This window comes from Dickeya sp. ws52 (genome assembly GCF_007210685.1).
GTDB lineage: Bacteria > Pseudomonadota > Gammaproteobacteria > Enterobacterales > Enterobacteriaceae > Dickeya > Dickeya chrysanthemi.
In genome coordinates this window covers 1-18,261 of record NZ_SZVX01000012.1, presented here as the reverse complement: position 1 = coordinate 18,261, position 18,261 = coordinate 1, and the positions used below count along the sequence as shown (strand labels likewise).

The following is an 18,261-nucleotide window of genomic DNA, read 5'->3' as shown; positions in this document are numbered from 1 at the left end:
CAGGATTCAGCCACCTTGTAACGTGACGGTTAATCGTTTGCGTATCAGGTCGGCGTGGGAAAACGGCAGGTTTTACGGCGTCCGGCAAGGGGCGTTGCATCATACCGTTTTTCGAATACTGACCAAGCGCCGGCTACGGCGTGCAATAACACCGGCACGCTTGATGCCTATAGCGTTTGGTAAACCATAGCATTTGATAACAACGACATTTCAGGGGATACATCATGTCCAATACCACTCGTCAGGCTGGCGATGCGGCGCGTCCCGCAGGCGCGCTTGATGCCTTTTTCAAGATTACACCGCGCGGCAGTAGTGTGCGTCAGGAAGTGTTGGCGGGCCTGACTACCTTTCTGGCGATGGTTTATTCGGTTATCGTCGTACCGGGTATGCTGGGTAAAGCAGGCTTCCCGCCGGCAGCGGTGTTTGTCGCAACCTGTCTGGTGGCGGGGTTCGGTTCCCTGCTGATGGGGTTGTGGGCCAACTTGCCGATGGCGATTGGTTGTGCGATTTCGCTGACCGCGTTTACCGCCTTCAGTCTGGTGCTGGGCCAGCACATTAGTGTGCCAGTTGCTCTGGGCGCTATCTTTATGATGGGCATTCTGTTCACCGTGGTATCCGCGACAGGCATTCGCTCCTGGATCCTGCGCAACCTGCCGATGGGCGTGGCGCACGGCGCGGGTATCGGTATCGGGCTGTTTTTGCTGATTATCGCCGCCAATGGGATTGGGCTGGTCATCAAGAACCCGATCGACGGCTTGCCGGTGGCGTTGGGGCACTTCACGGCGTTTCCGGTGGCGATGTCGCTGATCGGCCTGGCCGCCACCATCGGCCTTGAAAAGCGCCGGGTACCCGGTGGGATCTTGCTGGTGATTGTCGCCATTTCGGTTATCGGGCTGATTTTTGATCCGAACGTTAAATATCAGGGACTGTTTGCCCTGCCGAGCCTGACCGATGCGAATGGTCAGTCCCTGATTTTCGGCCTCGATATCAAAGGCGCGTTACAGCCGGCTGTGCTGCCGAGCGTGTTGGCGTTGGTTATGACGGCGGTGTTTGATGCGACCGGTACTATTCGTGCCGTGGCGGGGCAGGCGAATCTGTTGGATAAAGACGGCCAGATTATCAATGGCGGACGCGCGTTGACCGCCGATTCCGTCAGCAGCATTTTCTCCAGTCTGGTCGGAACCTCTCCGGCCGCCGTCTACATTGAATCGGCGGCGGGTACCGCGGCCGGCGGCAAAACCGGTTTGACGGCTACGGTAGTCGGTGTGTTGTTCCTGCTGATCCTGTTCCTGTCGCCGTTGTCCTACCTGGTGCCGGCTTATGCAACGGCACCGGCGCTGATGTATGTCGGCCTGCTGATGCTGAGCAATGTGTCCAAACTGGATTTCAACGACTTTGTCGATGCGATGTCCGGCCTGGTGTGCGCGGTGTTCATCGTGCTGACCTGTAATATTGTGACCGGCATTATGTTGGGCTTTGGTGCACTGGTACTGGGCCGTCTGTTCTCCGGCGAATGGCGTAAGCTGAATATCGGCACCGTGATTATCGCTGTGGCGCTGGTCGCCTTTTACGCTGGCGGCTGGGCGCTGTAGTTTTTCATCATCTGATGCATAAAGGGGAACGGCGGTTCCCCTTTTTTATTCTGTCGTGCTAAAGGCGACGACTTTTTTGTCATCGTTTTCTGTTCATCACACTATATCTTGTTATTATTCATAAAGATCACCCATCCTATGGTGCTACCGGCACCGGATGGCAACGACTCGGAGTTCTTTCATGTAACGGCAATCAACCAGGGAACACATGGAAATATTTTTCACCATTCTGATCATGACGCTGATAGTGTCGCTTTCCGGCGTAATGACGCGTCTTCTGCCTTTTCAGATACCACTGCCGCTGATGCAGATCGGGCTTGGCGCCATGCTGGCCTGGCCGCAATTTGGTTTGCATGTCGATTTCAATCCCGAATTGTTTATGGTGCTGTTTATCCCGCCGTTGCTGTTTGCCGATGGCTGGAAAACCTCGACCCGTGAGTTTCTGCATCACATGCGCGAAATTCTGGGGCTGGCGCTGGTGCTGGTGGTGATTACCGTGGTGGGCATTGGTTACCTGTTACACTGGATGATCCCTGAAATGCCGCTGGTGGCCGCTTTTGCGCTGGCCGCCGTGTTGTCTCCTACGGATGCAGTCGCGCTGTCCGGCATCGTCGGTGAAGACCGGATCCCGAAAAAGTTGATGGGGATCCTGCAAGGGGAGGCGCTAATGAATGATGCGTCGGCGCTGGTTTCGCTCAAGTTTGCAGTAGCGATTGCGATGGGAACCATGGTGTTTACCGTGTCCGGCGCGACGCTGGCGTTTTTGCAAGTGGCGCTGGGCGGCCTGCTGGCCGGCATCGGCGTGACCTGGGTGTACAGCAAATCCCTGTCGCTGCTTGGTCATCAAAACGATGATGATGCTGCGACGCAGATCGTATTACTGTTGTTGCTGCCATTTGCCGCTTACCTGATTGCCGAGCATTTCGGCGTATCAGGCATTCTGGCGTCGGTGGCATCGGGGATGACCATCAGCCGAACTCAACTGCTGCGGCAGGCGCCGCTCAATATGCGGCTTCGGGCCAACGGCGTGTGGAACATGCTGGAGTTCGTGTTCAACGGCATGGTATTCCTGATGCTGGGGCTGCAACTGCCCAGTGTGATTGGAGAGTCGATTGTGCAGGCGGAGCTGGATCCGACCATTGAAACCTGGCTGTTGTTCGCTGATATCGTCCTGATCTATTGCGCCTTGTTACTGCTGCGATTTGCCTGGTTGTGGCTGATGAAACTCTACAGCCGTTATGTGCAGAATAAGCGCCCGATGCTGTTTGCCAACTACACCTCGCGCGAGATTTGGATCAGTACTTTTGCTGGTGTGCGTGGTGCAATTACGTTGGCGGGCGTGCTGTCTATTCCGTTGTTTATGGACAGTGGCGAGCCGTTTCCATCTCGCTATCAACTGGTGTTTATTGCTACCGGGGTGATCCTGTTTTCATTGCTGTGCGGTGTGGTGGCGCTGCCGCTGCTGTTAAGAGGCATTACGCTGACCGACCACAGCGTGCAGAAGAAAGAAGAACGCATGGCGCGGGTGACGATGGCGCAGGTCGCTATCGACTGCCTGAAAAAAATGCAGGAGCGCCTGGCGGCTGATCGGGAAGAAAATCTCGATGATCAGGTGCTGGCGGAAGTGAGTGCTCGCGTCATCGGCATGTTGCATCGCCGTGTGGCGGGCACCGATGAGCTGGAAAACAGTATGGCGGTTGAGAATCTGGAGCGGCGCTTTCGTCTGGCCGCCGTCAGCGCCGAGCGCGCCGAGCTGTATCACCTGCGTGCTACGCAACGCATCAGCAACGAAACGCTGCAAAAGATGTTGCGTGAACTGGATTTGTTGGAAGCGGTACTCAGCGAGAAAGTATAAAAAAACCGGGGAGGTTGCCTCCCCGGTTGGTTGTGGTCAGCCCTGTCTCGCTTAGTGAGAGGAACCTTTTGAGATACCCAGGCCGGTTTGTGAACGGATGAACTGCGCCTTGAACTTGCTGCGTTCTTCGACTGCATTAGCGGAATTATCGGTAATCGAGAAAAACCAGATACCGACAAAAGCCACCAACATCGAGAACAGCGCCGGATATTCATACGGATAGATTGGGGTCGCATGACCGAGAATTTTCACCCAAATGGTCGGCCCCAGAATCATCAGGATAACGGCCGTTAACAGCCCGGCCCAACCGCCGATCATCGCACCGCGGGTGGTCAACTTCGACCAGTACATCGACAACAGGATAATCGGGAAGTTACAGCTGGCGGCAATCGAGAATGCCAGCCCCACCATGAAGGCGATGTTCTGATTTTCGAACAAAATCCCCAGCAGGATGGCGATCACACCCAACACCAGCACCGTGAGTTTCGATACTCTCAGTTCGTCGCGCTCGGTGGCCTGGCCTTTCTTGATCACATTCGAGTACAGGTCATGGGATACTGCGGATGCGCCGGCCAGCGTCAACCCGGCGACTACCGCCAGAATGGTGGCGAAAGCGACCGCGGAGATAAAGCCCAGGAAGAAGTTACCGCCTACCGCGTTCGCCAGGTGTATCGCCGCCATATTGTTGCCGCCAATCAACGCGCCCGCCGCGTCTTTAAAGGCGGGGTTAGCACTCACTAACAGAATCGCGCCGAAGCCGATAATGAACGTCAGGAAGTAGAAATACCCCATGAAACCGGTGGCGAAGAGCACGCTTTTACGCGCTTCTTTGGCATCGCTGACGGTGAAGAAGCGCATCAGGATGTGCGGCAGGCCAGCGGTGCCGAACATCAGCCCCAGTCCAAGAGACAACGCGGAGATCGGGTCGGACACCAGCCCGCCGGGTTTCATGATGGCAATGCCTTTCGCGTGAACCTTGGTGGCTTCGGTGAACAGGCTGTCAAAGCTGAAGTTGACCGTTTTCAGCACCATGATCGCCATAAAGGTGGCGCCGCACAGCAGCAATACCGCTTTGATGATTTGCACCCAGGTGGTCGCCAGCATACCGCCGAACAGTACGTACATCACCATCAGGATACCGACTAATACCACCGCGACATGGTAGTTCAGTCCGAACAGCAACTGGATGAGTTTACCTGCGCCCACCATCTGCGCAATCAGGTACAGTGCCACCACCACCAGCGAGCCGCAGGCGGACAGGGTGCGGATCGGTTTTTGCTGCAACCGGTAGGAAGCCACGTCCGCAAAGGTGTAACGACCCAAATTACGCAGCCGCTCGGCGATCAGGAACAGGATGATCGGCCAGCCCACCAGAAAGCCGAGCGAGTAGATCAGGCCGTCAAAGCCGGACGTGTACACCAGCGCAGAAATGCCGAGGAACGAGGCCGCGGACATGTAGTCGCCGGCGATCGCCAGCCCGTTCTGAAAGCCGGTGATGTTACCACCCGCAGTATAGTAATCACTGCGCGAACGGGTACGTTTGGAAGCCCAATAGGTGATATAGAGGGTTGCCGCCACAAATAACACAAACAACACAATAGCCTGAATATTCAGCGGTTGCTTTTGGACGTTGCCGGAAACGGCATCCGCCGCTTGCGCCCATATCGGTAGCCCCAGCAGACCGGTCAGCAGGAAAATGCGGCTTTTCATTTTTGCACCTCATTCAGCAATGCTTTGGTCAGGCGGTCAAATTCACCATTGGCACGGTAGACATAAATAGCAGTAAGCGTAAAGGAGATGACAATGAGCCCGATACCCAACGGGATGCCGCGGGTCGTTCCCGCGCCGGGTGCGATGGGGGTTCCCAGCCAGCCCGGTGCAAAAGCGATCAACAGAATGAAACCGATGTACAACACCAGCATGATCAGCGAAAGAAAGGCGGCAAAACGTTGCCGTTTCTGGACCAGTTCTTTAAATAGCGGGTTATCTTCAATCCGTTGATAAATGAGATCATTCATCATAAATCTCCAGTCAGATAAGTCGCGTCGCCCTTCTGGGCGGCCGTTTTTAGGTGCCACCACACACCAGACGGCGTAATACGATCCGGTGCGGGCGGCGCTGTTTTTATCGGATGACGGTTAAGACGGTGTGTTGTCCATGGCTTGTTTTTCTTCCAGCAATTTCTCTACCACGCCAGGATCGGCGAGGGTTGAGATATCCCCCAGATTGCTGGTATCCCCGGCTGCAATCTTGCGCAGAATACGCCGCATGATTTTGCCGGATCGGGTTTTCGGCAGAGCGTCGGTCCAGTGCAGGATATCCGGCGTCGCGATAGGGCCTATCTCTTTTCGTACCCAGTTGCGCACTTCGGTATACAGTTCACTGGTCGGCTCTTCGCCATGATTCAGCGTGATGTAAGCATAGATCGCCTGCCCTTTGAGGCTGTGCGGAATGCCGACTACCGCTGCTTCGGCGATTTTCGGGTGTGAAACCAGTGCGGATTCGATTTCCGCCGTTCCCAGCCGGTGCCCGGATACGTTCAGCACGTCGTCCACGCGGCCGGTGATCCAGTAATAGCCGTCTTCATCACGGCGTGCGCCGTCGCCGCTGAAATACATGCCCTTGAACGTAGAGAAGTAGGTCTGTTCAAAACGTTCATGGTCACCAAACAGCGTGCGAGCCTGACCGGGCCAGGAATCGGTAATCACCAGGTTGCCTTCGCAGGCACCGTCTTGTGGATTACCGATGTTGTCTACCAAGGCGGGCTGCACCCCGAAGAACGGTAACGTCGCTGAACCGGGTTTAGGTTCAATGGCGCCGGGCAACGGAGTGATCATGAAGCCACCTGTTTCCGTTTGCCACCAGGTATCGACAATCGGGCAACGGCTGTTGCCGATTTTTTTGAAGTACCATTCCCAGGCTTCCGGGTTGATGGGTTCCCCCACCGAGCCCATGATTTTGAGCGACTGGCGTGAGGTGCCCTCGATAGCTTTGTCGCCGTCCGCCATCAGCGCGCGGATGGCCGTTGGTGCGGTGTACAGGATATTGACCTGATGTTTGTCCACCACTTGTCCCATCCGGCTGGCGGTTGGCCAGTTAGGTACGCCTTCGAACATCAGCGTGATGGCGCCGCAGGCCAGCGGGCCGTACAACAGGTAGCTGTGGCCGGTAACCCAACCGACGTCGGCGGTACACCAATAAATGTCGCCGGGGTGATAATCAAACACATATTTAAACGTCGTCGCAGCGTATACCAGATAACCGCCGGTGGTATGCAGCACCCCTTTAGGTTTACCGGTTGAGCCGGATGTATAGAGGATAAACAGCGGATCCTCTGCATTCATTTCTTCAGGCGGGCAATGATCATCCGCCTGTGCGACCAGTTCGTGCCACCACAGATCTCTGCCGTCTTGCCAGTTTCCGGGTTTACCGGTGCGTTGGAAAACGATCACATGGTTGACGCTGGTGACGGCCGGGTTGCGCAGGGCTTCGTCGATATTCTTTTTCAGTGGGATCGTCCGCCCGGCGCGAACGCCTTCATCGGCGGTGATCACCAGCTTGGCGCTGGAATCGACGATTCGCCCGGCGATCGATTCCGGAGAAAATCCCCCGAAGATCACCGAATGCACGGCACCGATGCGGGCACAGGCCAGCATCGCCACGGCCGCTTCCGGCACCATCGGCATATAAATAGCGACCACATCGCCCTTACTGATCCCTTTTGATTTCAGTACATTGGCAAAACGGCAGACCGCCTGATGCAGTTCACGATAGGTGACTTTTTTGCTTTCTTTGGCGTCGTCGCCTTCCCAAATGATCGCGGTTTGATCGCCTTGCGTAGCAAGATGACGATCGAGACAGTTTGCCGCCACATTGAGCGTGCCGTCTTCGAACCAGCGAATGCGAACATGGCCTGGGTCAAAAGAGGTGTTTTTGACCTGTTGATAGGGTTTGATCCAATCGATTATCTTGCCTTGTTCCCGCCAGAAGGAATCAGGATCTTGCACCGATGCCTGATACATCTTTTTATACTGTTCGGCGGTGATTAAGGCGTTTTCCGCAATCGCGGTAGGTATAGGGTGTTTATTATATTGGCTCATAGCGCTTCTCCTTAAACATTGTTAATATTATGTCAATCAATGGTTAATAATAGTGAGCCGTTAACATTTGTTTCTTTTTTGCGCGATGGATCACGCATTACAGGGAAGACCCCCAGATGTTTGCTTTTAAGAGTAGTCCCTGATCAAGAGGTATGGAGATACCGCCGCCAAAGTGCACCGTTTTATGCGATTTTGCTCACATTTTTACTTCCTGCGCGCCATCTGATTTACTCGTAAAGAGAATAGTTAATGAAAATGACTATTTAATTGGTATTAACTATCATTAACAGAAATTTGATCGAGCGAGATGATCAAACAGGCAAAAGATCGGCCTTATTTGAGCGATCGCCCCCCCGAGAAAGCAGATATAGTGCTAATGATCCTCAAAAAGGACGTATTAATGCCGTTATTAAGTTACGGAATTGTTTTTTTTGTAAGCAAATCGTATCAATAAGCAGGCTGATTACTGTGATAGGTAATTTCGACTTTCAGTCAGCCAGATGACATGAGATATACTTCAACAAAGTATAGTATTTATATTGTTTGGGCTGCGTAATCACGTAGGAAATTAAGTTATCACTCATAATGTCTTGTTTAGGTTGATTGAATTCTAATTATATCAACGGTTTAATTATTGTGGTTGCCAGAGCGACTTCCCTGGCTGACTTTAAAAACTATCTCCATATCCCTGTCGTCTTCATTTTCTGATTGCTACAGGAGGGATAGATTTCACATAGCAAGAAGTAGAGGACATATGAGTCTGATATTTGGGCAGAATGAAATCATGAGCATGTTAAGTGCCCCTGTTCACAATGACAGACGCGCAATTGCGGTCATTGATGATAACTGCAAGATACTCTGCGCGAATTCCGCATTTAATGCTCATTTTGGTCTACGTACAGGGACGACTGCACCCGCCTCAATCGATGAAGTGCTTCCGGTTAACGTCCGGTTCGCTTACCACGATTTTATGACCAATAATGAGTTACTTAGCACGCATGTCGCCTGGGATTTGCTATCTGATGGGTTTACCAAAAAGCCGCTCAGTACGCTCTCGTTTTCCAAACTGAATGTAGAAGATCGGGTGCTGTCGTTGCTCATTCTCAATCAGGGTGATGGGGATATTACTACGACAATGGCTTCATAAAGTCAGCTCGCCGTGAAATGAAATCTATACGGTATCAATGTTATTCGTTGATATGGTTTTTTGCGATTTTATACCGACTCTTGCCATACTATTAGTTGCATTTTATTTGCTCATTATTCCCTCCGTCTGTATATCGATACGTTTCGATACCTCTTACTCTGTAAACAATCGAATAAAGAATTCATATTTAAATACACTTTTTGCCATTAAGTGTCTTTTTTATTGCTATGAGAGGAATTTGAGCGCGGTTGATGGACGTGATTTAAAACGATGTGATTTAAAAAATAAGGAAACCAGCCGGATAACTCCGTCAACATTCTCCGCCATGTAAAACATCGCCGGTATCAATATTTTCTCTCCGTCTCTTCTATTATTATGTCGATATAGCGCCGTCACACGTGTTATTTCTAATCCACTCGGCAGCATTGGCTTGAAATATCACCGATGATACCGACAGTTATTATTGGATTGATAGAGTCGCCTGGTTTCTTTTTTTGTCGGTGTCAGCGCGGTCACTCCCGTATCACATGTGCTGATATGACCTTTGTGGGATAGCTATACCCAAAATAATTCGAGTTGCAGGACAAAACGCTCGCGTGTTGTCCTGCAACTCGAATCCTGAGGTGGGCCGCCGCGATACGCCAGGGGCCACTCCGAGGGAACGACTATTGTTCCCAAGGCCCGTCCTGCCTGCGTTTGGCCGTAACGATTGCGGCTTGTCACCTACCGATCTTCACAGTTATTTAACCCTGTAATGTATAAGGACTCTGTTTTTCTTAGTGATAATGCTCACAAGGTTATGGGCGTTTGCCTAATTTTCCATATCATAATTTCATCATATGGGAGAAATTGCCTAATGACTAAATGATATACAGCCATAATAATCTAAATAAAACACGGTTTCCTTTTAATTAATACATGGTTTCTTTTATTAGGCATTTTGCATTTGTCGTCTGACGGCAAAAAAATATATCTGTTTTTCGCTTGATACATAATTTTCGCCATATATCAGATGCATTTTCCGATACACACAGTTTATCACTGCACGTTTTGTAAATGGGTCAACTATTCAGGCAGGTAATCAACGTGAAAATTGAATCGATCGACGTCACCGTCTTCACTTATCCCACTCGCCGCGTTTCCGACAGCGCCGGGCATTCCCATCCGGGCGATGAGCATCAGGCCAGCATGGCGCTCCTGACTGTCAGTACCGATGACGGGCACAAAGGCTATGCGTTTGCGCCGCCGGAAGTGGTTCGTCCGTATGTGGTGAACAGTTTTTTCCGCAAGGTGCTGATTGGGCAGGATCCGTTTGATCGTGAACGCCTGTGGCAGGATCTGGTGCACTGGCAGCGCGGCAGCGCCAACCAGTTGACCGACCGGGCGCTGGCCATCGTCGAGCAGGCATTGTGGGATCTGGCCGGGCGGGCGCTGAACGTGCCGGTGTATAAGCTGCTGGGCGGCTACCGCGACAAAGTGCCGGCCTACGGCAGCACCATGTGCGGCGACGAGCTGAAGGGCGGCCTGTCGACGCCGGAGGAGTACGGCCAGTTCGCCGAAAAACTGGTACAGCGTGGTTACAAGGCCATCAAGCTGCATACCTGGATGCCGCCGGTGTCGTTCGCGCCGAGCCCGCAAATGGACGTGAAAGCCTGTGCGGCGGTGCGCGAGGCGGTGGGGCCGGATATCTGTCTGATGCTGGACGGCTACCACTGGTACAGCCGCAGCGAGGCGCTGTACATCGGCCGTGAACTGCAAAAACTGAACTTCACCTGGTTCGAAGAGCCGATGGAAGAGCAGAGCATGGCGTCCTACAGCTGGCTGAACAAGAATCTGGACATCGACGTGATCGGGCCGGAAAGTCTGGGCGGGAAATACTTCAGCCGTGCCGACTGGGTGAAGGAAGGGGCCTGCGACATTCTGCGCGCCGGGGTGCAGGGCGTGGGCGGAATCACGCCGTGCCTGAAGGTGGCGCATCTGGCGGAAGCCTTCGGTATGGATTGCGAAATCCACGGCAACGGCGCGCCCAATCTGGCGGTGGTGGGGGCGATTAAAAACTGCCGCTGGTACGAGCGCGGCCTGCTGCATCCGTTCCTCAACTACGATGAGCCCGTCGCTTATCTGAATTCGCTGGTAGATTCAATGGACGAAGACGGTTTTGTACACCTGTCGCAGCGGCCCGGTCTGGGCGAGGACATCAATTTTGACTGGATTGAGGCGCATACGTTGAGCCAGGCCTAGCGCAGTCATCCGTACGGTAATCATCATTAAAAAAACAATATGTTGTCGTCTTCCATACTTCCACACCTGGAGAAGAACAATGAAAGCGCGAGCAATACTTCGTACCCTGTTACTGAGCACACTGTGTATGGCCGCCACGCCGGCCGTACTGTCTGCTAAAACGCCTGACGATCAATTGATTGTCGGCATGAATATGAACAACATGCTGTCGCTGGACCCCGCCGCGATGACCGGCAATGAAGTGGTCGGCGTCGTGGTGAATCTCTACGACTCGCTGGTCGAGCTGGACCCCGACAACCTGAGCCACGTTTTGCCCGCGCTGGCGAAAAGCTGGAGCGTGAGTGACGACGGCAAAGTCATCACCTTCAATCTGGTGGATAACGCGAAATTCCATTCCGGCAACCCGGTGACCGCCGAGGATTTTGTCTGGTCGATGAGCCGGTTGCTGCACCTGAACATGGCGCAGGCGACCACCTGGAAATCGTACGGCTTTACGACGGATAACGTCGCGAAGATGATCCGCGCCAAAGATGCCCATACGGTTGAGATCGAACTGCCCAAACCCAACGATCCCAAACTGATCATCTATTCGCTGGCGACGCTCGGCAGCGGCTCGGTATTGGATCGCAAAACGGTGCTGCAACACGAGAAAAACGGCGACTGGGGCAATGGCTGGCTGACCACCAATGAAGCCGGTTCCGGCCCCTTCAAGCTGGATGTATGGCAGGCAAAAGATGTGCTGCGTATCAGCCGCGTCAACGGTTACTGGCAGGGCGACGCCAAAATGAAGCGCGTCATTTTCCGACATATGACCGAATCGCAGGCGCTGCGGTTGATGATAGAGAAAGGCGATATCGATGTGGCGACCGGCATGTCGGTGCCGGATATCAACGCGCTTAAGCAGGATAAAGATGTCGTAGTGAAAGAGGTGACCAAAGGCACGTTGTATTACGTGGCGATGAGCCTGAAGAACACCTACTTCGCCAACCCGAAAGTGCGCGAAGCGGTACGCTATCTGATCGACTACGACGGCATCAACAACACCGTGATGACCGGCTATGGTTTCTACCATCAGCGCCCGATCCAGAAAGGGATGGACGCCACGCTGCCTGATCCGGGTTACAAGCTGGACGTGGCGCGGGCGAAGACCTTGCTGGCGCAAGCGGGCTACCCCAACGGCTTTGAGACTACGCTGCGCGTGTTGTCCGATCAACCGTTCCTCAATCTTGCGACTTCAGTGCAATCGACACTGGCGCAAGCCGGCATCAAGGTTCAGATCCTCTCCGGCACCGGTAATCAGGTTTATGGCGCGATGCGCGATCGCAAGTTCGACATGTTGGTCGGGCGCGGCGGCGGCGGGGTTGATCCTCATCCGCATTCCAGCTTGCGTTCCGTGGTTTACAACCCCGACAACAGCGATGAAGCCAAGTTGACCAATTTTCAGGGCTGGCGCACCTCGTTCTATGACAAGCAACTGAACGAGATGATCGATCAGGCATTGCTGGAAAAGGACCCGCAAAAACAGAAGCAGATGTATATCGACGTTCAGAACCGTTATGAGGCGTTGTATCCGGCCATTATTCCGGTTTCTCAGATGATCGACTCGGTGGTGTTGCGCAAGGACGTGGTGAAGTATGTGCCGCATCCGTCTTCCACCACCCATCTGCGTGATGTGTACAAGCAACGCTAATGAGCTATCGCAAAGCGCCAACGTGAAATCACCGGTCAGCGGCGGCCTGATGTCTGTTGCTGACTGGGAACGAGGGAGAAAGAACATGGTTTTCTCTGATCGAATCAAACCGGGCGAGTGGCTGAGGCCGGGAGGGATGTTGCGTCGGTTGGCGAAACGTCTATTCCAGGTCGTGGTCACGCTGTTTGGTTTATTGATCCTGACGTTTATTATCGGTCGTGTCATGCCTATCGATCCGGTGCTGGCGATCGTCGGGCAGGATGCCGACCAAAGCACCTACCAACAGGTTTATCAGCAACTGGGGTTGGATAAGCCGCTGTATGTTCAGTTCTGGATTTACTTCAACGCGCTGTTGCACGGCGATCTCGGCAATGCGTTGCTGACCGGCCGTCCGGTCATTGACGATATTATCCGCGTTTTCCCCGCCACCGTCGAACTGGCGACGATGGCGATTATCGTCGGTGCCGGGCTGGGCGTGCCGCTGGGCGTGCTGGCGGCGGCAAGGCGCGGTAAATGGGCGGATTACGTGGTGCGTTTCATCAGTCTGGCCGGTTATTCCACCCCGATCTTTTGGGTGGGGATGATGGGGCTGCTGGTGTTCTATGCCTGGTTGAACTGGGTCGGCGGCGCCGGGCGGGTCGACATGGCTTACGACGGGTTGGTGGAAAATCGTACCGGCCTGCTGCTGGTCGATTCGATGCTGGATGGCAACTGGGAGGTGTTCCGCAGCGCGCTCAATCATCTGGTGCTGCCCGCCACGCTGCTGGGGTTTCACTCGCTGGCGTACATCAGCCGTATGACGCGCAGTTTCATGCTGGCGCAGTTGTCGCAGGAATACATCATCACCGCGCGGGTGAAGGGATTGTCGGAATTTCGCGTCGTGTGGGCACATGCGTTCCGTAACATTCTGGTGCAGTTGCTGACGGTGGTGGCGCTGGCTTACGGGTCATTACTTGAAGGTGCGGTATTGATCGAGACGGTGTTCTCGTGGCCGGGTTTTGGTTCCTATCTCACCGGTAGCCTGCTGCTGGGCGACATGAACGCGGTGATGGGTTGTGTCCTGCTGGTCGGGTTGATTTTCGTCAGCCTGAATCTGCTATCGGACATGTTGTATCAGGTCTTTGATCCGAGGACGAGAGTATGACGATTTCCTCTGAGCCGGTATTGCGCGCGCAACCACATAAGCGTGCCGGCAGCCTGAAGCTGCGCGGTGCGCGCCTATTCGGTTTTTTACTGCTGATGATGCGCAACCCGTTGACGGCGATAGGTTTGGCCATTGTATTACTGTTGCTGCTGATGGCGGTGTTTTCACCGCTCATCGCCACCCACGACCCGTTGGCGCAGGATCTTACCAATGCGTTGCAGGCGCCGAGCGCCAGCCATTGGTTCGGCACCGATGAATTCGGCCGTGATGTGTTCAGCCGTCTGGTATACGGTTCCCGTATCACGTTGTATATCGTGGCGCTGGTGTCGGTCACCGTCGGGCCCATCGGGTTGTTGCTGGGCGTGGTCGCGGGGTATTACGGCGGTGTGGTCGATACCATTTTGATGCGCATCACCGATATCTTCATCTCATTTCCCAGTCTGGTGCTGGCACTGGCGTTTGTGGCGGCACTCGGTCCGGGGCTGGAGCATGTGGTGATTGCCATTACGCTCACCGCCTGGCCGCCGATCGCGCGTCTGGCGCGGGCGGAGACCTTGTCGCTACGTCAGGCTGATTTTGTCTCGGCGGTAAAACTGCAGGGCGCGTCTTCGCTGCGTATTCTGCTGCATCACATTGTGCCGCTGTGTCTGCCGTCGGTGATTATTCGTATCACCATGAACATGGCCGGCATCATTCTGACTGCCGCTGGCCTGGGTTTTCTCGGGCTGGGCGCTCAGCCGCCCGATCCGGAATGGGGGGCGATGATTTCGGCAGGCCGCCGCTACATGATGGAGTGTTGGTGGTTGGTGACGATTCCGGGGCTGGCGATTTTAATCAACAGTCTGGCGTTCAATTTCCTTGGAGATGGCTTACGTGACATCCTCGATCCCAGAACTGAATAATGTGAATGTGACTCACCGCAAGGCGCAAACCGGTTCGCTGCTGGAGGTAGACAATCTGCGGGTGAGTTTCGTCAATGGCCGTGCGGTGACCGATGCCGTGCGCGGTGTGTCTTTCTCGCTGGGGTGTGAAAAGCTGGCGATTGTGGGGGAATCCGGCTCCGGTAAATCCACCGTTGGGCGCGCCTTATTGCAGTTGCATCCGCGTAGCGCCCGCATTACTGCCGACCGCTTGAACTTCAACGGTATCGACCTGCTGGCGGCGGACGAAGCGCGGATGCGTCAGATCCGCGGTAAACGCATCTCCATGATCATGCAGGATCCCAAGTATTCGCTGAATCCGGTGGTGTGCGTCGGCGATCAGATAGCCGAAGCCTATCTCGCTCACCACCGTGTCTCATGGCAGGCGGCGAAGGAAAAGGTACTGGCGATGCTGGATGTGGTGCGCATTCGCCAGCCGGAGAGGGTGTATGGCTTGTATCCGCATGAGATTTCCGGCGGGCAGGGGCAGCGCATCATGATTGCCATGATGCTGATTACCGAACCGGAGGTGGTGATTGCCGACGAACCGACCTCGGCGCTGGATGTGTCCGTGCGCCTGCAGGTGCTGGCGATGTTGGATGATCTGGTCAGTGAGCGGGGGTTGGGGCTGATTTTTATCAGCCACGATATCAATCTGGTGCGCAGCTTCTGCGATCGGGTGCTGGTGATGTACGCCGGCCGGGTAGTAGAGTCGATAGCGGCCGCCGATCTGGAGCAGGCGCAACACCCTTATACCCGCGGCTTGCTTAATGCCCTGCCGGATATCGATAATCCTCGGCCACGTTTACCGGTCATGAACCGTGATCCCGCCTGGCTCAACCCTTAAGGAGCGCCTATGACGACTGAGGCAAAATCCACGCCGCGAGCGATGATTGAGGTGCGTAACCTGAACCTGACGTTTGGTGAGGGAAGCGCGCAAAATCAGGTGTTGTACGATGTGAATCTCACCGTTAACGACGGTGAGATTTTTGGGCTGGTCGGCGAGTCCGGCTCCGGAAAAACCACGGTGTTGAAATGTTTGGCCGGGCTGTTTAACCATTGGCAAGGCCAGCTTAGGATAGATGACCAACCGCTGGCGCACCGTATTGAACAGGCGCGCTGTCGCCGGGTGCAAATGGTATTTCAGGACCCTTATGGTTCGCTGCACCCGCGCCATACCGTCGAGACGATTCTGGCGGAACCGTTGTTAATCCACCGTATCGCCGATCGGGATGATCGCATCGATACGTTATTAGGAAAGGTTGGGTTGGGGCCGCAGTTCCGCCGCCGTTATCCTCACCAGCTTTCCGGTGGGCAGCGTCAGCGCGTGGCGATCGCCAGAGCGTTGATTCTTGAACCTCGGGTACTGCTGCTGGATGAGCCGACCTCGGCGCTGGATGTCTCCGTGCAGGCGGAGATTCTGAATCTGCTGGCGGAGTTGCAGCAGCAGGAAAAGCTGACTTACCTGATGGTGACGCATGACCTGGGGGTGATAGCGCATCTGTGTCACAACGTGGCGGTAATGCAATACGGCCGCATTTTGGAAACGCTCGCGACCAGCGACCTGGCCCGCGATACCCCCAAAAACGCCTACACCTCGATGTTGGTCGATGCCAGCCGACAATACAGCCGGGAATTGGCGGTGCGATCAGAGCAGATGTAAACCGGAAACGGTAGCGAGTGCCGAACACGGGAGGGCGATGCTCTCCCGTTTCTTTTCATGGTGCCTGTTGATGTTACCCTGCAACTCGAATTATTTAGCGCCTGCCGCGTGCAGGAACGCGACGCCGACATCCTGACATTTTTCTTTATAACCTAATCAGTCTCCCGGTCTGGGGAGTAAAAATGCCGCTCATCATGCTGGTGTTTCGTCGTTAAAACGCTAAGAATGGTTGCCGAAACAGTATTTCATGGTCAGGGTATTTGCGCCTTTGGCGGTGGTTCGCACCCTTGCCGGAAGGTTCGGCAAATCTCTGACGTTGCAGTAAGAAACGGGATGTCATAATGCAGTTGTTGAATTTGAAACAGGCCAGGTTGCTGAGCTTTGCGTTTACCGTTGGCGGGCTGTTGCTGTTGATTGAGCTGCGCCTGCTTGCCTGCTTTATCGCCGGCTTTCTGGTGTATGAAATCATTAATCTGCTTACGCCGTATTTCCAGAAGGTCATCAGCGGCAAGCGAGCCCGGCTGGCGGTAGTGGCGGTGATCAGTACGCTGGTGGTTTGCCTGCTGAGCGTGATTTTTGGATCGCTGGTCGGGCTGTTGATGCAGGAAATGAAAGACACCAGCGTGTTCAATGCGCGTATCGCTTTCATTCTTGAGGATGTGCAAAAACAGATCATGACCTACCTGCCGGGTTATCTGCCGGTCAGCGTGGAGGAGCTGCAACATGAATTTGTGATGTGGCTGCAAAAGCACGTGGAGATGCTGCAAAACATGGGGAAAGACTTCCTGCATGGTTTTGTCACGATGCTGATCGGCATGATTCTCGGGGCCATCATCTCCCTGTATAGCATCGAGCCGACGGTGGAAAAACCCTTGTTGAAAACGGAGCTGATGCACCGGGTTGCGCTGCTGTCGTCCTCATTTCGCAATATTGTGTTTGCGCAGGTGAAAATTTCGCTGGTGAACACGGTATTGTCCGCGATTTTTATTCTGGGCGTCTTGCCGGGATTCGGGATTCACCTGCCGTTTGCCAAGACGCTGGTCGCGTTGACCTTCATTTTTGGTTTACTGCCGGTCATCGGCAATCTGATTTCCAACTCCGTGGTGTTTATCGCCGCGCTGTCGATCTCTTTGCCGATAGCGCTACTGGCGTTGGTCTACTTGATGCTGATACACAAACTGGAATATTTCCTCAATGCCCAGATTGTCGGGACCCGCATCAAGGCACATGCCTGGGAAATTTTGCTGGCTATGCTGGTGTTTGAGGCGGCATTCGGCATTTCCGGCGTGATTGCCGCGCCCATTTATTATGCCTACCTGAAAAGCGAACTGCGTGAAGCTGCACTGATATAAGCGGCTTCTCTCCTGTGTGGCGGCACGGTTTCAACGGTGCCGCCATCATATTGAGAGCGGAACGATTTTTAGCTCGAAGCACACATCTCTTTTGTCCTTTCTCGTCAGGCATTGCATTAGTTAGGCATTGCATTAAGGGCGACGGCTTGTGCGGCCTGGCTCCGCATCCTGTCGGATCCCTGTTATTCCGTTAACCTATTTATCCCGTAGACCGGTTGGTCTACTGACTTGTCGGTTTGCTAACGACTTGTTTTACTGAATATTTGGCTTGCTGAATATTGGGTTTGCTGAATAGTTCGACCCGGTGCTCTGGTTCTGCAGCTCTGCGTATTTGCTTCGCGTTGCGTAACACTCACTCCTTTGCCTCTCTTAACATGAAGCCGACACGCAAGGGCGAAGCCGTGGTGGTGACAGGCATGACGGAAGGGGAAAGGTCAGGCGTTTACTGATGATATCGGAATGCGACAATGCCGCCCGGTAGGCTAACACCGATCGGTTAAGCAAATGATCGGTTGAACGATCCAGTGGGTAGACGACAATAGCCTCATCATTTTTTG

Annotated in this window: 14 protein-coding genes; 10 read left to right on the top strand and 4 right to left on the bottom strand. The window is 54.1% G+C overall.

Features of this window, described 5'->3' with window-relative positions:
• The first annotated feature begins 224 nt into the window (after positions 1 to 224).
• Together FDP13_RS12800 and FDP13_RS12795 are read left to right on the top strand one after the other, a co-directional pair.
• The gene (locus FDP13_RS12800) at positions 225 to 1,592 is read left to right on the top strand and encodes an NCS2 family permease (protein WP_143839586.1); all 1,368 of its coding nucleotides are present in this window, start codon (positions 225 to 227) and stop codon (positions 1,590 to 1,592) included.
• A gap of 208 nt (positions 1,593 to 1,800) precedes the next feature.
• On the top strand, positions 1,801 to 3,447 hold the full coding sequence (locus FDP13_RS12795; RefSeq protein WP_012771041.1) for a Na+/H+ antiporter: 1,647 nt from the start codon (positions 1,801 to 1,803) through the stop codon (positions 3,445 to 3,447).
• Positions 3,448 to 3,498: 51 nt separating this feature from the next.
• On the opposite strand, the gene actP is transcribed toward FDP13_RS12795, so the two are convergent.
• The 3 genes from actP to acs all read right to left on the bottom strand — a co-directional run bounded on the left by actP (position 3,499) and on the right by acs (position 7,547).
• Complete coding sequence (gene actP / locus FDP13_RS12790) at positions 3,499 to 5,157, bottom strand: cation/acetate symporter ActP (RefSeq protein ID WP_143839585.1); 1,659 nt, start codon at positions 5,155 to 5,157, stop codon at positions 3,499 to 3,501.
• Positions 5,154 to 5,465 carry a DUF485 domain-containing protein gene (locus FDP13_RS12785; RefSeq protein WP_143839639.1) on the bottom strand — a complete coding sequence of 104 codons (312 nt, stop codon included), beginning with the start codon at positions 5,463 to 5,465 and terminating at the stop codon, positions 5,154 to 5,156. The genes actP and FDP13_RS12785 overlap by 4 nt, the downstream gene beginning before the upstream one ends.
• A 120-nt stretch (positions 5,466 to 5,585) precedes the next feature.
• Positions 5,586 to 7,547, bottom strand: a complete 1,962-nt coding sequence (gene acs, locus FDP13_RS12780) for an acetate--CoA ligase (protein ID WP_012771038.1) — start codon at positions 7,545 to 7,547, stop codon at positions 5,586 to 5,588.
• A 754-nt stretch (positions 7,548 to 8,301) separates the two neighbouring features.
• Between acs and FDP13_RS12775 the strand changes: the two genes are divergently transcribed.
• The 8 genes from FDP13_RS12775 (at position 8,302) to FDP13_RS12740 (ending at position 17,704) form a co-directional block, all read left to right on the top strand.
• Positions 8,302 to 8,694: a hypothetical protein gene (locus FDP13_RS12775; RefSeq protein WP_012771037.1), complete on the top strand. Its 393-nt coding sequence runs from the start codon at positions 8,302 to 8,304 to the stop codon at positions 8,692 to 8,694.
• A gap of 1,086 nt (positions 8,695 to 9,780) precedes the next feature.
• Entirely contained in the window at positions 9,781 to 10,935 is a 1,155-nt protein-coding gene (locus FDP13_RS12770; protein WP_143839584.1) for a mandelate racemase family protein, read from the top strand.
• Positions 10,936 to 11,062: 127 nt separating this feature from the next.
• On the top strand, positions 11,063 to 12,625 hold the full coding sequence (locus FDP13_RS12765; protein ID WP_370512557.1) for an ABC transporter substrate-binding protein: 1,563 nt from the start codon (positions 11,063 to 11,065) through the stop codon (positions 12,623 to 12,625).
• Between the two features lie 85 nt (positions 12,626 to 12,710).
• Entirely contained in the window at positions 12,711 to 13,769 is a 1,059-nt protein-coding gene (locus FDP13_RS12760) for an ABC transporter permease (RefSeq protein ID WP_033575909.1), read from the top strand.
• A 95-nt stretch (positions 13,770 to 13,864) separates the two neighbouring features.
• Positions 13,865 to 14,671, top strand: a complete 807-nt coding sequence (locus FDP13_RS12755) for an ABC transporter permease (RefSeq protein WP_370512556.1) — start codon at positions 13,865 to 13,867, stop codon at positions 14,669 to 14,671.
• Positions 14,643 to 15,536, top strand: a complete 894-nt coding sequence (locus tag FDP13_RS12750) for an ABC transporter ATP-binding protein (RefSeq protein ID WP_012771031.1) — start codon at positions 14,643 to 14,645, stop codon at positions 15,534 to 15,536. Before FDP13_RS12755 ends, FDP13_RS12750 begins: the two co-directional genes overlap by 29 nt.
• 42 nt (positions 15,537 to 15,578) lie before the next feature.
• A complete protein-coding gene (locus tag FDP13_RS12745) occupies positions 15,579 to 16,352 on the top strand; it encodes an ABC transporter ATP-binding protein (protein ID WP_033575912.1) in 774 nt (257 codons plus the stop codon).
• Positions 16,353 to 16,693: 341 nt separating this feature from the next.
• The gene (locus tag FDP13_RS12740) at positions 16,694 to 17,704 is read left to right on the top strand and encodes an AI-2E family transporter (RefSeq protein ID WP_012771029.1); all 1,011 of its coding nucleotides are present in this window, start codon (positions 16,694 to 16,696) and stop codon (positions 17,702 to 17,704) included.
• 369 nt (positions 17,705 to 18,073) lie between these two features.
• On the opposite strand, the gene FDP13_RS21790 is transcribed toward FDP13_RS12740, so the two are convergent.
• Positions 18,074 to 18,261: hypothetical protein (locus tag FDP13_RS21790; RefSeq protein WP_234424408.1), on the bottom strand; the 188-nt coding region annotated here is incomplete at its 5' end.

Coding starts and splice junctions, on each gene's coding strand:
- FDP13_RS12775 (WP_012771037.1), top strand. CDS start 8,302: ATGAGTCTGATATTTGGGCAGAATGAAATCATGAGCATGTTAAGTGCC.
- FDP13_RS12800 (WP_143839586.1), top strand. CDS start 225: ATGTCCAATACCACTCGTCAGGCTGGCGATGCGGCGCGTCCCGCAGGC.
- FDP13_RS12745 (WP_033575912.1), top strand. CDS start 15,579: ATGATTGAGGTGCGTAACCTGAACCTGACGTTTGGTGAGGGAAGCGCG.
- FDP13_RS12740 (WP_012771029.1), top strand. CDS start 16,694: ATGCAGTTGTTGAATTTGAAACAGGCCAGGTTGCTGAGCTTTGCGTTT.
- FDP13_RS12760 (WP_033575909.1), top strand. CDS start 12,711: ATGGTTTTCTCTGATCGAATCAAACCGGGCGAGTGGCTGAGGCCGGGA.
- actP (WP_143839585.1), bottom strand. CDS start 5,157: ATGAAAAGCCGCATTTTCCTGCTGACCGGTCTGCTGGGGCTACCGATA.
- acs (WP_012771038.1), bottom strand. CDS start 7,547: ATGAGCCAATATAATAAACACCCTATACCTACCGCGATTGCGGAAAAC.
- FDP13_RS12795 (WP_012771041.1), top strand. CDS start 1,801: ATGGAAATATTTTTCACCATTCTGATCATGACGCTGATAGTGTCGCTT.
- FDP13_RS12785 (WP_143839639.1), bottom strand. CDS start 5,465: ATGAATGATCTCATTTATCAACGGATTGAAGATAACCCGCTATTTAAA.
- FDP13_RS12765 (WP_370512557.1), top strand. CDS start 11,063: ATGGCCGCCACGCCGGCCGTACTGTCTGCTAAAACGCCTGACGATCAA.
- FDP13_RS12755 (WP_370512556.1), top strand. CDS start 13,865: ATGATGCGCAACCCGTTGACGGCGATAGGTTTGGCCATTGTATTACTG.